General features: G+C 67.5%; 14 protein-coding genes. 4 read left to right on the top strand and 10 right to left on the bottom strand.

All coding sequences use genetic code 11. The features are described from left to right. Positions 1 to 2: 2 nt before the first annotated feature. Positions 3 to 1,391 carry an FAD-binding oxidoreductase gene (locus H5J31_RS21590; RefSeq protein WP_181774436.1) on the bottom strand — a complete coding sequence of 463 codons (1,389 nt, stop codon included), beginning with the start codon at positions 1,389 to 1,391 and terminating at the stop codon, positions 3 to 5. A 19-nt stretch (positions 1,392 to 1,410) separates the two neighbouring features. After that, positions 1,411 to 2,895, bottom strand: a complete 1,485-nt coding sequence (locus tag H5J31_RS21585; RefSeq protein WP_181774435.1) for an MFS transporter — start codon at positions 2,893 to 2,895, stop codon at positions 1,411 to 1,413. An 89-nt stretch (positions 2,896 to 2,984) separates the two neighbouring features. Here H5J31_RS21585 and H5J31_RS21580 point away from each other — a divergent pair, with 89 nt between their 5' ends. Next, the gene (locus tag H5J31_RS21580) at positions 2,985 to 3,512 is read left to right on the top strand and encodes a TetR/AcrR family transcriptional regulator (protein WP_181774434.1); all 528 of its coding nucleotides are present in this window, start codon (positions 2,985 to 2,987) and stop codon (positions 3,510 to 3,512) included. An 86-nt stretch (positions 3,513 to 3,598) separates the two neighbouring features. On the opposite strand, the gene H5J31_RS21575 is transcribed toward H5J31_RS21580, so the two are convergent. Further along, positions 3,599 to 4,021 carry a PPOX class F420-dependent oxidoreductase gene (locus tag H5J31_RS21575; protein ID WP_181774433.1) on the bottom strand — a complete coding sequence of 141 codons (423 nt, stop codon included), beginning with the start codon at positions 4,019 to 4,021 and terminating at the stop codon, positions 3,599 to 3,601. A gap of 226 nt (positions 4,022 to 4,247) precedes the next feature. Here H5J31_RS21575 and H5J31_RS21570 point away from each other — a divergent pair, with 226 nt between their 5' ends. The 3 genes from H5J31_RS21570 (at position 4,248) to H5J31_RS21560 (ending at position 7,860) form a co-directional block, all read left to right on the top strand. Beyond that, complete coding sequence (locus tag H5J31_RS21570; RefSeq protein ID WP_181774432.1) at positions 4,248 to 4,766, top strand: MarR family winged helix-turn-helix transcriptional regulator; 519 nt, start codon at positions 4,248 to 4,250, stop codon at positions 4,764 to 4,766. Positions 4,767 to 4,770: 4 nt separating this feature from the next. Then, entirely contained in the window at positions 4,771 to 7,038 is a 2,268-nt protein-coding gene (locus tag H5J31_RS21565; RefSeq protein WP_181774431.1) for an MFS transporter, read from the top strand. 150 nt (positions 7,039 to 7,188) lie between these two features. Then, positions 7,189 to 7,860, top strand: a complete 672-nt coding sequence (locus H5J31_RS21560; protein WP_181774430.1) for a DedA family protein — start codon at positions 7,189 to 7,191, stop codon at positions 7,858 to 7,860. Here H5J31_RS21560 and H5J31_RS21555 read toward each other — a convergent pair. The 7 genes from H5J31_RS21555 to H5J31_RS21525 all read right to left on the bottom strand — a co-directional run bounded on the left by H5J31_RS21555 (position 7,857) and on the right by H5J31_RS21525 (position 13,535). Further along, positions 7,857 to 8,270, bottom strand: a complete 414-nt coding sequence (locus H5J31_RS21555; protein WP_181774429.1) for a VOC family protein — start codon at positions 8,268 to 8,270, stop codon at positions 7,857 to 7,859. The two genes, H5J31_RS21560 and H5J31_RS21555, sit on opposite strands and share 4 nt — an antisense overlap. A gap of 185 nt (positions 8,271 to 8,455) precedes the next feature. Continuing rightward, positions 8,456 to 9,202 (bottom strand): SDR family oxidoreductase, encoded by a 747-nt coding sequence (locus tag H5J31_RS21550; protein WP_181774428.1) that lies wholly within the window; start codon positions 9,200 to 9,202, stop codon positions 8,456 to 8,458. Between the two features lie 7 nt (positions 9,203 to 9,209). Then, positions 9,210 to 9,857: a nucleoside/nucleotide kinase family protein gene (locus tag H5J31_RS21545; protein ID WP_181774427.1), complete on the bottom strand. Its 648-nt coding sequence runs from the start codon at positions 9,855 to 9,857 to the stop codon at positions 9,210 to 9,212. After that, complete coding sequence (locus H5J31_RS21540; protein ID WP_181774426.1) at positions 9,854 to 10,729, bottom strand: PfkB family carbohydrate kinase; 876 nt, start codon at positions 10,727 to 10,729, stop codon at positions 9,854 to 9,856. The genes H5J31_RS21545 and H5J31_RS21540 overlap by 4 nt, the downstream gene beginning before the upstream one ends. Then, on the bottom strand, positions 10,730 to 11,536 hold the full coding sequence (locus H5J31_RS21535; protein ID WP_181774425.1) for an ATP-binding cassette domain-containing protein: 807 nt from the start codon (positions 11,534 to 11,536) through the stop codon (positions 10,730 to 10,732). Beyond that, complete coding sequence (locus H5J31_RS21530) at positions 11,533 to 12,522, bottom strand: ABC transporter permease (RefSeq protein WP_181774424.1); 990 nt, start codon at positions 12,520 to 12,522, stop codon at positions 11,533 to 11,535. The genes H5J31_RS21535 and H5J31_RS21530 overlap by 4 nt, the downstream gene beginning before the upstream one ends. Further along, positions 12,519 to 13,535: a substrate-binding domain-containing protein gene (locus H5J31_RS21525; protein ID WP_181774423.1), complete on the bottom strand. Its 1,017-nt coding sequence runs from the start codon at positions 13,533 to 13,535 to the stop codon at positions 12,519 to 12,521. The genes H5J31_RS21530 and H5J31_RS21525 overlap by 4 nt, the downstream gene beginning before the upstream one ends. Positions 13,536 to 13,570: the final 35 nt, after the last annotated feature.

Genomic DNA, 13,570 nt, shown 5'->3' with positions numbered 1-13,570 from the left:
CGTCAGAGGGAGAACATCGAGCCGGGGTTGAAGAGGTTCTGGGGGTCCAGGGCCTGCTTGATCTGGCGATGCACGCGAAGGCCGACTTCGCCGATTTCGCGGGCGAGCCACTCGCGCTTGATCTTCCCGACGCCGTGCTCGCCCGTGACCGTCCCGCCCAGGGACAGACCGACCTCGAGAATCGCGTCGAAGGCCTTCTGCGCGCGGGCGAACTCGTCCTCGGAGTCGGGCGAGTAGACGATCGTGGGGTGCATGTTGCCGTCACCGGCGTGCCCGACGACGGCGATCCGCAGCCCGACCTCCTCGCTGATCCGCTCGCAGCCGGCGATCAGTTCGGCGATGCGGGTGCGCGGCACGCAGACGTCGTCGGTCAGCCAGACGCCGTACAGTTCCAGCGCGCTCAGCACGACCCGCCGCGCCTGCAGCAGCATCTTGCCTTCTTCGAGATCATCGGTGGCGTAGGCCAGATCCGCGCCGCAGTCGACGCAGATCTGTTCCAGGGCCGCGAGTTCCCGCCGCGCGACTTCGCCGCCGGAGTCGGATTGCGCCAGCAGCAACGCCTTGCAGTCCGAACCCGCGCCGAGGTCGGTTTTGAGGTAGGCCTCGGCGGCCTTGATGGACGTCGCGTCCATGATCTCCAGAAGCGACGGCACGAGCCCTTCACGCACGACTCGCGCGACGGCCTCACCGGCGGCTTCCGTGCTGCTGAATCCCGCGACGAACGTGGAAGGCGCCTGCGGCAACGGTTTCAGCGCGACCGTCGCCTGCGTGATCACCCCGAGTGTGCCCTCGCTGCCGACGAAGAGCCGGGCGAGGTCGTAGCCCGCGACGCCCTTCACGGTGCGCCGTCCGGTCTTCAGGATCGACCCGTCGGCGAGGACGACTTCCAGTCCCAGCACGGAATCCGTCGTGACGCCGTACTTCACGCAGCACAGCCCACCGGCGTTGGTGGAGAGGTTCCCGCCGAGGGTGCACCAGTCGTAGCTGGAGGGGTCCGGCGGATAGAACAGGCCGTGCTTCTCCACCGCGTTGCGGAAATCCAGGTTGACCACGCCGGGCTGGACGACGGCGAGCCGGTTGCCCGCGTCGATCTCGACGATCTGGTCGAGTTTGGTCAGCACCAGCACGACACAGCCGTCGATCGCGTTCGCGGCGCCGGACAGTCCACTGCCGGCGCCGCGCGGCACGATCGGCACCTCGAACTCCGCGCAGGCCTTGACGACGGCCTGCACACCCTCCACATCGGACGGCAGCACCACGGCGAGTGGCTTGCCGACCGGGGCCAGCGGCATCATGTCGCGCGAGTACGCGTCCGTGACGTCGGAGTCGGTGAGCACCGCGGCCTTGCCGAGATGCTCGCGGAGCCGGGTGACCAAGGCGTCGTTGCTCATGCCCTCATCGTAAGCCCCATCAGATCCGCACTGCGGAATCCTTTTTCCGATTCAGCAGAATGAAGGCCTGAACACCTGTATAGACGAGCACGGCGGCGCCCGCCCAGGCGGTGACGTGCACACCCTGGGTGAAGGCCTCGCGAGCCGACTCCAGCAGCGCCTGCCCTTCACTCGGGGCGAGCTGCTGCGCGGTGGCGACGGCACCACCGAGGGTGTCCCGCGCGGATTCGGCCGTGCCCTCCGGCAGGCCGGCGCGGTAGACCGCGGTCGCGACACTGCCCAGGATCGCGGTGCCGAGCGCGCCACCCAGCTCGAAGCCGGTCTCGGAGATCGCCGACGCGGCACCCGCCCGCTCGGCCGGGGCGGCCGAGATGACGAGGTCGTTCGTCAGCGTTTCCGACAGGGCGACACCACCCCCGAGCAGCGTGAACGACACCACGACATACGCGAGCCCGCCACCGGACGAGACCTGCGTCAGCGCCAGGAAGCCGACCGCGGCGATCAACAGACCCACGCTGACCAGCACGGACACCCGAATCCGCTTCGCGAGCCAGGCCGCGAGGAGCGCGCCGAGCACACCCGCGACCGTCGCCGGGAGCATCCACAGCGCGGCGACGACCGGAGTCAGGCCCAGGACCAGTTGCAGGTACTGCGGCACCAGGAACAGCAGGCCGACCATGGCGAACACGCCCAGCATGTTCGTCACGACGGAGCCGCTGAAGGCCCGGTTCGAGAACAGCTTCAGGTCGAGCATCGGCTCGTCGAGATGGTTCTGCCTGCGGATGAACACGACGCCGAGGCCGAGCCCGATCAGCATGCTGACCGCGGCCTTCAGCGTGAAGCCGTGTTCCGCGATCAGCTTGATGCCGTAGACCACCGGCAGCATCGCGGCCAGCGAGAGCAGCGCCGACAACGGGTCGAAGCGGCCCGGCTTCGGGTCACGCGCCTCCGGCAGCACGAACGGTCCGACGACCAGCAGCAGCACCATGACCGGGACGTTGATGAGGAACACCGAACCCCACCGGAAATGCTCCAGCAGCCAGCCGCCGAGCACCGGCCCGACAGCCATGCCGCCGGAGAACCCGGCGCTCCACACCGCGATCGCGGTCCGGCGCTGTTTGGGGTCGAGGAAGATGCTGCGGATCAGCGACAGCGTCGACGGCATCAGCGTCGCGCCACCGACACCGAGCAGCGCCCGGGCGATGATCAGCATGAACGCGCTGGTCGAGAAGGCCGCGAGCACCGACGCGGCACCGAACGCCGCGGCGCCCATGAGCAGCAGTTTCCGGCGTCCGATGCGGTCACCGAGGGTGCCCATCAGGACCAGAAGGCCCGCGAGCATGAACGAGTAGATGTCGACGATCCACAACTGCTCCGCACCGGTAGGCGCCAGATCCTCGGACAGGAACGGCAGCGCGAACCCGAGCACCGTCATGTCCACGCTGATCAGCAGCACCGGAAGAACCAGTACCGCCAACGCCCACCACTGCTTGCGCCCCGCCATGGCGCACTCTCCTTCAGCTAAACCGTCCAGACGGTACAGTTACCGCCCTGGATCGAAGGTAAACCGTCCAGACGGTATAGTCAACTGATATGGCGAAGCCCTCAGCGAAGGAACGGATCCTCGACTCGTACGAGGAGATCCTCATCGACCAGGGCCCGGGCGGGGTCACGCTCGAGGCCGTCGCCACGCACGCCGGAGTCTCGAAGGGCGGCCTGCTCTACCACTTCGGCTCCAAAGAAGCCCTGGTCGACGGCCTGATGGAACGCCTCGCCACCCTGTCGGACGAGGACATCGAGCAGGCGCGGAAGGCCCCCGAAGGCGTCGTTTCGTGGTACCTGCGCACCGCGATCACCGACGTCACCCAGCGCAAGCCGCTGCACCGCACGACCATGGCGACGATCCGGATCATGCTCAACGAACCGCGGGTCTCCGAGGTCGTGCAGGTCTACAACCAGCGAGTCCACGACCTGATCAGCGAGCACGTCGACGACCCCCTGACCGCCGAACTGGTCATCCTGGTCGGCGACGGCCTCTATCTCCGGGCGGCGCTCGGCCGGGACGACCCGAGCCCCCTGCTCGATCGGATCGACGAGATCAAGGCACGCATCCAGCGCTGACCCCGTTACGCGTTTAGTCCTCTAGTTGCGGTGGTTGCACGCGCAAGGACCGCATTCAGAGGACTAAACGCGTGAGGGGGTGGCGCCTACATCTGGATGCCGTAGACCCGTTCGATCGGGATGGTCAGCAGGACACGCTGGTCGGCGACCATGGCGTCGCGGAACTCGTCCCAGTCCGGATGCTCGCCCCGCGCCCGCCGGTAGTGGTCGACCAGGGCGTCGACGGTCGCGTCGTCACGCGAGGCGGCGGTCGGCGTCAGGACGGCCGGACCCTCGACGACGACGTAGCCGTTGCCGCTTTCGGTCGACACGTGGAAGGTCGCGCGCGGGTCGCGCTGAAGGTTCTTGGTCTTGGCGCGCGGCGCGGTGATCGAGATCAGGATCGCGCCGGCGTCGGCGTCGTAGAGGTAGTTGACGGTCGACAGCTGAGGCCTGCCGTCGCGCTTGATGGTGGCGAGGGTGCCGAAGTCGCGGTCGGCCAGGATCGAGTAGAGCGCGGAGTCGGTCATGACTCCATCCAAGCGCGATCCGTCCGCCACACGCCAAAAGACCAGCTCAGCACCCCAGAGCCGGGCGAACCGGACAAACATGCACGAATAAATGTGCTTGCATGCGGCAACTAAAGTGTTGTCCGACACAGAAGGCCGATTTCTCCTTGCGAAGCATCTCCGAGAGGAACATCCTTGCTCTAGGCAACTAGTTGCAGTGACCAAGCAATCGGCGAGAGAGACCCCCATGGCACCCACGACACCCGGCACCAGGTCGAAGTCCGACCTCGATCTGGCCGACACCCTCGGGCACGAGCTCGTGCGGCTCGTGCGCCTGGTCAACCGGGCCAAGTCCCAGGTCTCCAAGCAGGGACCCGACGGCATCGAGAGGGCCGCGTACGCGATCCTCTTCTGCCTCATCCACGTCGGCCCTCAGCGCACCAGCAAACTCGCCGAGTTCCTGCACTCCGAGATCTCGACCATCAGCAGGCAGTCGAGCTCTCTCGTCCAGCACGGCCTGGTCGAGCGCCTGGCCGACCCCGAAGACGGCCGTGCCTGCCTGCTCGCACCGACCGCCGAGGGACTTCGGGTGTTCGAGGAGAACCGCAAGCAGCGGAACCAGTGGCTCGCCGAGGTACTCGGTGATTGGTCCGACGACGACCGGGAAACCCTCAACTCGCTGTTCCACCGGCTGAACGACGACATCGAAAAAACATCTCCACAGTTCGCCGACCCCGCGTCGGCGTCGAAGGCCAAGGGGGCCTGAAGCAATGAGTTCCGCAGTAGAAAGTCCGCCAGCCGTCCAAGAAGACGGTCCCCGGCTCAGCCACCGTCAGATCGTCACGATCCTGATCGGCCTGATGTCGGGCATGTTCCTGGCGGCACTCGACCAGACGATCGTGGGTACCTCGATCGTCCGGATCGCCAATGATCTCAACGGGTTCGACCTGCAGGCCTGGATCACCACGGCCTACCTGATCACCTCGACGATCGTCACGCCGATCTACGGCAAGCTGTCCGACATCTACGGGCGCAAGCCGTTCTACATCGCGGCGATCTCGATCTTCCTGATCGGTTCGATCGCCTCGGCGTTCGCGACGTCGATGTACGAGCTGGCCGCGTTCCGCGCGATCCAGGGCCTCGGCGCCGGTGGTCTGATGTCGCTGGCGATGACGATCATGGGTGACATCGTGCCGCCGCGGGAACGCGCCCGCTACCAGGGCTACTTCCTCGCCGTGTTCGGTATCTCCACCGTGCTCGGCCCGGTGCTCGGCGGGTTCTTCGCCGACTTCGACAAGCTCGGCAGCGTCTTCGGCTACGACATCGCCGGCTGGCGCTGGGTCTTCCTGATCAACGTGCCGATCGCGATCGTCGCGCTGTTCGTCGTCGCCAAGGTGCTCAACGTGCCGCACCAGCGCCACGACCACAAGATCGACTGGTGGGGCGGGCTCGCGCTCGTCGTCGCCGTGGTGCCGTTCCTGATCGTCGCCGAGCAGGGCAACAAGTGGGGCTGGGGCTCACAGAGCGCGATCATCTGCTACATCATCGGCGCCATCGGCGTGGTCGCCTTCATCTTCATCGAGAAGCTGATGAAGGACGCGGCGCTGATCCCGCTGCGGCTGTTCAAGAACTCGACCTTCACGGTCGCGATCATCGGCGGCGTCATCGTCGGTGTGGCGATGTTCGGCGCGATCATGATGATCCCGCAGTACATGCAGGTGGTCCAGGAGTTCTCGCCGACCGAATCGGGTCTGCTGATGATCCCGCTGATGGCGGGCATCATGAGCGGTTCGATCATCTCGGGTCAGATCACCAGCAAGACCGGCCGCTACAAGGTGTTCCCGGTGGTCGGCACGCTGCTGATCGCGGCGGGCGCGTTCTTCTTCGCGCAGGTCGAGTACAACAGCGCGCTGTGGCACCCGCTGGTCGCGGCCGCGATCATCGGTCTCGGCCTCGGTGCCTGCATGCAGACGCTGATCATCGCGGTGCAGAACGCGGGCCCGCGCAGCGACATGGGCGTCTCGACCGCTTCGGCGACGTTCTTCCGGCAGATCGGTGGTACCGCGGGTGTCGCGGTGTTCCTGACGATCCTGTTCAACGTGCTGCCGGGCAACATCACCAAGGCGTTCGGCGGCAACGCGCCGACCGGGGAAGGCGCCGCGGCGCTGGGCGACATCCAGTCGAACACGAGCGGTATCGCGAACCTGCCCGAGGCCATCAAGACCCCGGTGCTGATCGGCTTCACCGAGTCGATCACGACGGTGTTCTACGTGGCGGGCGCTGTCGCGCTGCTGGCGACGCTGGTGCTGATGTTCATGAAGGAGATCCCGCTGCTCGGCGGCTCGGCCCCCTCGGCCGCGTCGGCGCTCGAAGGCGGCGAAGCCCTCCTTGAAGAGGACGACAAGTCTGTCGAGACGGCCTCCGAGAAGACCGTCGTGACCGCGCCCGTCGAGCCCGGCAAGCACGCGCTGACCAACGGGAACGGGAACGGTGTCCACCGGGCGGGGTCCGCGCAGATCACCGGGCACGTCCGTCGTGACGATGCGACGAACGTGGCGGGGGCCGCGCTGACCCTGATCGACCACAACGGCAATCAGGTCGCCCGGACGAACTCGGGTGAGAACGGCGTCTACTCGTTCGCCGGCATCGTGGGCGGGCGGTACACCGTCGTCGCCAGCGGCCGCTGGTTCCGGCCGGTCGCGGCGACGCTGACCGCCACCGGTGCCGGGGTGCTGCGCCACGACGTCGAACTGGTCAGCACGATCCTGCTGAGCGGGGTCGCCCGGACCGACGGCGAACGCGTGGTGCCGGACGCCCGGATCACCGTGCTCGACTCCTCGGGCGGCGTCGCCGCCGTCGCGAGGACCGACGCGGAGGGCAACTACACGATCAGTGACCTGCCCGCCGGGACGTACACGGTGATCGCCAGCGGTTACCCGCCCGCCACCAGCCGGGTGGAACTGCTGGGCGGTGACCAGGCCGAACACGACGTCCGGCTGAGCTACGACCAGGCGCTCGACGAACTCGTCCAGCACTAGTCACCAGCGCTATGAACGGCCCGTTCCTTGCAAATTTTGCAAGGAACGGGCCGTTCATAGCATCCAGGAGGGGCGTGACCGGGCCTTTCGGACACCCCGATTCCACGGTTCGGTCGCGTGCGGTTCGCCGAGTACACGTAGGCTCGCGTCGTGAGTGAGGTGTACACGGAGGCTGCGAGCATCGGCGTGAGCTGGCTCGACACCGCCGGCCCGGTGCTCGTCTGGGTGATCGTGCTGAGCTTCATCTTCGTGGAGTGCGCGCTGATCGTCGGACTCTTCCTGCCCGGCGACTCCCTGCTGTTCGCGGCCGGCGTCGTCCTCGCCCAGCACGGCTCCGACCTGAACGCGTGGCTGCTCTCGGCGGCCGCTCTGCTCGTCGCGATCGTCGGCAACCAGGTGGGCTATTACATCGGCCGGTCGACCGGGACGAAACTGATCGCGCGACGCGGCGGCAAGGTGCTGAACCGGCACAATCTCGACCGCGCCAGGTCCTTCCTCGATCGCAAGGGTTTCTTCGCCATCGTCGCCGCGCGCTGGATCCCGTGGATCCGCACGCTGGCGCCGCTCATCGCCGGGGCCGCGCGGATGGATCCGCGCCGATTCGCCCTGGCCACCGCGCTCGGCGGGCTGCTCTGGGTGCCGACGCTGGTGCTGCTCGGCTACTACGGCGCCGGCCTGCTCGACCAGTTGCCGTGGGTCAAGACGGCCGCGCTGTGGGTCAGTGTCGCGTTCTTCGTGGTGGGCACGGCCTACGGCGTGATCCGCTACCGCCAGGAGATGCGCCGTCCGGCCGAAGAGGCCGAAGAAAACGCCAGCGCCTAGACCTCCGGGTCCGCCCAGATCTCCAGCTGGATCCCGTCCGGGTCACGGAACACGATGACCGAGGACCCTTCGAGGGTTCGCGAACCCTTCGACGGTGTGTAGGTGACGCCGTACTCCGAAAGACGTGCTTCCCACTCCGCCAGTTCCGACCGCGACGACACCTTGAAGGCCACGTGGTCCAAACCGGTGCGGCGTTCGTCGAATCGCGGCCGTTCGGTGTCCTGATGCTCGACGAGCACGACGGCGAAACCCTCGCTCGGCGACCGCAGCACGACCTTCCGCAGACCCGTTTCGGGGTCTTCGCGACGCGTGAACTCTTCGAGTTCGAGCACTCGGGCGTACCAGGGCACGCTCCGGTCCACGTCGGTCACGGTGAGTGCCAGGTGGTGCACAGACATGAGCTTGGACATCGGGGATGACCGTCCTGATCAAGAAGCTTGGGGGCGCCACCAGGGTGACACAGGCGCCTCGGACGGCGAGGTGATCCGCCGACTTCCCACATGAATCGTGATATCGCCCGGGAAACAGTGTTAAAACGTGGCCTAACCGAACGCTTACCCGATATGAGGTCGTGACCGCTCCGTGGCCGCGAGTGTCAACGTCCTCCACCGACGGTCAGCACCGTCCCGGTCGTGTACGACGCCGCCGGGGAAAGCAGCCACAGCACGGCTTCCGCGACTTCGGCCGGTTCGCCGGCGCGCCCTATCGGGATGGTCGGGGCGATCCGTTCCATCCGATCGGGTAGTCCAGCCGCGGCGTGCAGTCCGGTGTGGATCATGCCTGGAGCGACTGCGTTGACCCGGATGGATTCTCCTCCGACTTCTTGCGCGACACCGTAAGTCATCGTTTCGACCGCGGCCTTGGTTCCGGCGTAGTGCACCCATTCACCGGGCGATCCGGTGCGGGCGGCCGTCGACGAAACCGTCACGATCGCGCCGCCCGCGCCGCCGTACCGGGTGGACATCCGGCGGATGCCCTCGCGTACGCACAGGAAAACGCCCGTGATGTTGACGTCCACCACGCGACGGACGACGTCCACGTCGTACTCGTCGAAGCGGCCCGGGGTGTTGCCGGTGATGGCCGCGTTGGCGACCACCCCGGCGAGCGGGCCGAGTTCGGCGGCCGCGTCGAACAGCGCGAGCACATCGGTTTCGGACGCGACATCCCCGCGATGGGTGATCGCCCGCACGTCGTGTTTCCGGACGCGCGAAGCGACGTCCTCGGCCGCTTCGGCGTCACCCGCGTAGTTGACGACGACGTCGTAACCGCGCGCGGCGGCCAGCTCGCAGACCGCCGCGCCGATGCCTTTGCTGCCGCCCGTGACGATGAGAACCCCGGTCATGGGCGGATCATATGGCGAAGTTGACCAGCGGGAGGTTCTCGAGGACCAGATCGGCCCGGCCGCTGGTGGACGCGATCAGATCGGCGTTGCGCTGGTCCGAACCGAGGGCGCGGCGACGGGCGTCGACCAGCGAGCGGCCGTAGCGGCGGTGCCGCGATACGAGCCTCTCGATGCGCTCGGGTTCGTCCGGCGCGAGGAACCACGACTCGGCGAGGATCGGCTTCACGCCGCTCCACGGGTCGTCCTGCATGAGCAGGTAGTTCCCCTCGGTGATGACCAGCGGGACGTCCGGCGTGACCGCGACGGCGCCGGCGATCGGCTCCTCGATCTCACGCCGGAACTCGGGCGCGTAGACGGTCTCGCGGCCTTCGGCGAGCCTGCGGAGCAGGTGCACGTACCCGGCGGCGTCGAAGGTGTCCGGCGCGCCCTTGCGCTCCGCCCGGCCGAGGCGCTGCAGTTCCACCTGGGCCAGGTGGAAGCCGTCCATCCCGACCACGGCCGCCCTCGTACCCAGCGCCTTCGCGAGCCCCCAGGCCAGCGTGGTCTTACCGGACGCGGGGGCACCGACGATCCCGAGGACGCTTCGCTGTCCCGGCTTCGCCAGCGTCTGAGCCCTGCTCAACAGGTCCTCGAACACCGTAGGCATGGCTGTCATGGCAGTCCCTCTCCCATCTTCGCGACCGCGGTCGTCCACGACCTCGGTCCTTCATGCCGCACCCGTTCGGCGGCCACCTCGTTGGCGAACGCGATCCATCGCGGGACGTCCCCTGTGCCCCGTGAGACCGCGTACGCGAAAGCTCCGTGCCAGACGTCGCCCGCTCCTAGCGTGTCACGCGCCTGGGTGACGGGAACGGGCGTCTCACCGGATTCTTCCGGCGTCGACCAGCGCACGGGATCGGGTCCCGCGGTCGTGATCACCACCGGGACGCCGTACTCGCGGGGGTCGTCACCGCGGTAGAGCGAGGAGCACGCGGCGATGTCCACGAGCGGCAGGAGGTCTTCGAAGACCGGCTTCCAGCTCCCCGCGTCGAGCACCACCGGCACCTTCCGCTCCCGCGCCCAGCGCGCGACCTCCAGCGCCACCTCCGGATGGTGCCCGTCCAAGAGCACACACCCGGGCATTTCGTCCTCTGAACGCGGTAGTTGCGCGTGCAAGGACCGCATCGAGAGGACTGAACGCGAAGAGGCGTGGGCGTTGCGCGAGACGACGGTGCGCTCGCCGTCGGAGTCGCGGACGACGATGGCGCTGATCGCGGGTGGATCGGGGAGAGCGGGATCGAGGTCGACCAGGTCGACGCCGCAGGTTTCGAGGTCGGCGCGGGCGAGTGCCGCCAGCGGATGCGCACCGGCGACCGTCAGGAGCGTCGCCCCGGCACCGAGCGCGGCCACGGTCACCGCCGCGTTCGTCGCCGGCCCCCCGGCGGCGACGTCCACGGACAGGGAACGCACCTTCTCGCCCGGCGCCGGGATCTCGGCGACGCGCTGAACCTGGTCGACGGTGCACAGGCCCGCCAGCAGCACCCACATCTACAACCCCGTGTGCACGGCTGAAGCGACCTCTTCGACTTCGCCGTTCTCTCCGAGGGTCAGCGCACCCGTGAGCAGGCCGACGACCTGGTTCATCGTGTGCGTCTTCGGTGAGACGACCGCGACGCGTTTGCCGAGACGATGCACGTGGATGCGGTCGGCGATGTCGAACACATGCGGCATGTTGTGGCTGATCAGCACCACCGGCAGGCCGCGTTCGCGGATCCGGTTGATCAGGTCGAGCACCTTGCCGGATTCGGCGACGCCGAGCGCGGCGGTGGGCTCGTCCATGATCACCGCCTTGGTGCCGAACGCGGCCGCCCGCGCGACCGCGACACCCTGGCGCTGCCCGCCGGACAACGTCTCCACCGGCTGCGTGATGGACTTGATGTTGATGCCGAGTTCGTCCAGGATCCGCTGCGCGTCGGCGCGCATCGTCGCGGTGTCGAGCTTCCTGAACAGCTGCCCGAAGAGGTCCTTCCGCCGCTTTTCCCGGCCGAGGAACATGTTCGACGCGATGTCCAGCGCGGGCGCGACGGCGAGATCCTGGTACACCGTCTCGATTCCGTAGTGTCGAGCGTCCAAAGGGGACTTGAAGTGGACCGGCTCACCGTCCACTTTGATCTCACCGGCGTCCGGGATCACCGCTCCGGACAAGGCTTTGATCAGGCTCGACTTCCCGGCGCCATTGTCACCGACGACGGCGAGCACCTCGCCGGGGAACAGTTCGAAGTCGGCGCCGTCGATGGCGGTGACCCGGCCGTAGCGTTTGACCAGTCCCTTGGCGGACAACGTAGGCGTCGTCATGACTGCTGCCTCCTCGCGAAACGGTCGACGCAGACAGCGCCGATGAGCAGGGCACCGGTGGCGACGTCCTGGTAGAGCGCGTCCACCCCGAGCTGGGTCAGGCCGGACCGCAGTACCGCTACAACCAGCGCGCCCATCATCGTGCCGAGCACCGAACCCCGGCCGCCGAACAGACTCGCGCCGCCCAGCACCACGGCGGTGATGGAGTCGAGGTTGCCGAGCTGGAACGCGTTCGGGTCGGCGTTCGGCACACGGCCGAGCGCCTGCCAGGCGGCGATCCCGACGATCACGCCCGCGACGATGTACACCGAAAGGATCGTCCGGTTGACCTTGATCCCGGACAGCCGCGCGGATTCCGGCGCGTTGCCGACCGCGTAGACGTGCTTGCCCCACGGCGTCCGCGTGAGCGCGTACCAAAGTCCCAGGTACATCAGCAAAGCGAGCGTCATGCCGTAGGTGATCGGGATGCCGCCGAACAAGTAGCGACGGGTGCCGAGCCATTTGAGCAGTTCGTCCGCGACCGGGACGGCCTGGCCACTGGCGAACAGTTTCGCGGCCGCGGTGAGCACCGTCAGCAGGCCGAGCGTGACGATGAACGGCGGCAGTTTGATCCGTGTGACCAGCGAACCGGTGACCATCCCGATCACCACCGTCGCCACGATTCCCAGCAGCAGCGCCCAAATCCCGGAGACGCCGCCGACCACGAGCTTCGCCATGATCAGTGTCGCGAGCACCATCGCGGCAGCGTTGGCCAGGTCGATGCCCGCGGTCAGGATGATCAGCGTCTGCCCGAGCGCGAGCGTGCCGACCACCAGGGACTGTTGCACCACAAGGGAAAGGTTGTCGAGATCGAGGAAGGTGTCCGTGGAGAGCGAGAACACCACGATCGCGACGAGCAGGGCCAGCGTGGGCCCGACGGCCGGTGCGCGCAGGAAGAACTCACCGATGGTCGGTCGTTCGTTGCCTTTGAGGGGCAAGGCGGTCATTTCGTCCCCCAGCAGTTCTCGAGGCCCCATTCGGTGTCCTGGCTTTCCACCCCGGCGATGGGCTTGTCCGTGATCACCGTGGATCCGGTGTTGACGAACCCGCTCGGCTTCTTGCCGGTCTTCGCGTACTCGACGGCCGCGAGCACACCTTGTTCGGCCATCTTCTTCGGGAACTGCATGACCGTGGCGCCGTACTGGCCGTCGCGCACGTTCTTGACGCCTTCGCAGCCGCCGTCGATCGAGCCCATCACGATCTGGTTCACCAGACCGCGGGCCTGGAGCGCGGCGTAGGTGCCGCGGCCCATCGGCTCGTTCATCGAGTAGACGGCGTTGATGTCGGTGGTGCGCTGCAACAGGTTCTCGACGCCCTGCTGGGCCAGGCTCTGGTCGCCGTTGGCGGGCGTCTTGCCCTTGATCTCCGGCGAGGCGTCGGTCAGGCCGATGCCCTTGAGGAACCCGGTGTGCCGCTGGGTGTCCACTGTGGATCCGGCGGTGCCGTCCACCATGAACAGCTTCGGCGGCTTTCCGTTCAGCGCCGCCTTGACGTACGCGCCCTGCTGGCGTCCCGCCTCGAAGTTGTCCGTGGCGAAAGTGGCGTCGACAGCGGTGGCCGGCTCGGTCGCGGTGTCCAGTGCGATGACCAGCACGCCCGCCTGACGCGCCCGGTCGATGGCGTCGAGGACGCCGGTCGACGAACTGGGCGTGATGAGGATGGTGTTCGCACCCTGCTGCATGAGGTTCTCGATGGCCCGGACCTGGCCGTCGTTGTCGCCGTCGAACTGGCCGGCGAGCGCACTGAACTCCGCGCCGTTCGCGTCGGCGGCGGCCTTGGCGGCCGCTCTCAACTCGACGAAGTAGGGATTGGTGTCGGTCTTGGTGACCAGGCCGACCTTGGCCTTGCCACCGCCTCCTTGGTTCGAGCCGCCACCCCAGTGGCGTTCGACCGTGCACCCGGCACCGGTCACCGCGAGCGCGGCGGCCAGTGTGAGCGCTACGAGACTGCGCTGTCTCATGGGGATGCCCTCCGATTCGAGGCTGTCCTGGTGGA

Origin of the sequence: Amycolatopsis pittospori (assembly GCF_013870525.1) — a bacterium.
Lineage (GTDB): Bacteria > Actinomycetota > Actinomycetes > Mycobacteriales > Pseudonocardiaceae > Amycolatopsis > Amycolatopsis pittospori.
The sequence above is the reverse complement of the archived record's forward strand: the minus strand, read 5'-3'. Positions and strand labels throughout refer to the sequence as shown.

What these genes read in the sequence shown, in the direction of transcription:
- H5J31_RS21585 (WP_181774435.1), bottom strand. Translation starts at nt 2,895, where the DNA reads ATGGCGGGGCGCAAGCAGTGGTGGGCGTTGGCGGTACTGGTTCTTCCG.
- H5J31_RS21530 (WP_181774424.1), bottom strand. Translation starts at nt 12,522, where the DNA reads ATGACCGCCTTGCCCCTCAAAGGCAACGAACGACCGACCATCGGTGAG.
- H5J31_RS21535 (WP_181774425.1), bottom strand. Translation starts at nt 11,536, where the DNA reads ATGACGACGCCTACGTTGTCCGCCAAGGGACTGGTCAAACGCTACGGC.
- H5J31_RS21580 (WP_181774434.1), top strand. Translation starts at nt 2,985, where the DNA reads ATGGCGAAGCCCTCAGCGAAGGAACGGATCCTCGACTCGTACGAGGAG.
- H5J31_RS21570 (WP_181774432.1), top strand. Translation starts at nt 4,248, where the DNA reads ATGGCACCCACGACACCCGGCACCAGGTCGAAGTCCGACCTCGATCTG.
- H5J31_RS21555 (WP_181774429.1), bottom strand. Translation starts at nt 8,270, where the DNA reads ATGTCCAAGCTCATGTCTGTGCACCACCTGGCACTCACCGTGACCGAC.
- H5J31_RS21550 (WP_181774428.1), bottom strand. Translation starts at nt 9,202, where the DNA reads ATGACCGGGGTTCTCATCGTCACGGGCGGCAGCAAAGGCATCGGCGCG.
- H5J31_RS21540 (WP_181774426.1), bottom strand. Translation starts at nt 10,729, where the DNA reads ATGTGGGTGCTGCTGGCGGGCCTGTGCACCGTCGACCAGGTTCAGCGC.
- H5J31_RS21575 (WP_181774433.1), bottom strand. Translation starts at nt 4,021, where the DNA reads ATGACCGACTCCGCGCTCTACTCGATCCTGGCCGACCGCGACTTCGGC.
- H5J31_RS21565 (WP_181774431.1), top strand. Translation starts at nt 4,771, where the DNA reads ATGAGTTCCGCAGTAGAAAGTCCGCCAGCCGTCCAAGAAGACGGTCCC.
- H5J31_RS21590 (WP_181774436.1), bottom strand. Translation starts at nt 1,391, where the DNA reads ATGAGCAACGACGCCTTGGTCACCCGGCTCCGCGAGCATCTCGGCAAG.
- H5J31_RS21545 (WP_181774427.1), bottom strand. Translation starts at nt 9,857, where the DNA reads ATGACAGCCATGCCTACGGTGTTCGAGGACCTGTTGAGCAGGGCTCAG.
- H5J31_RS21525 (WP_181774423.1), bottom strand. Translation starts at nt 13,535, where the DNA reads ATGAGACAGCGCAGTCTCGTAGCGCTCACACTGGCCGCCGCGCTCGCG.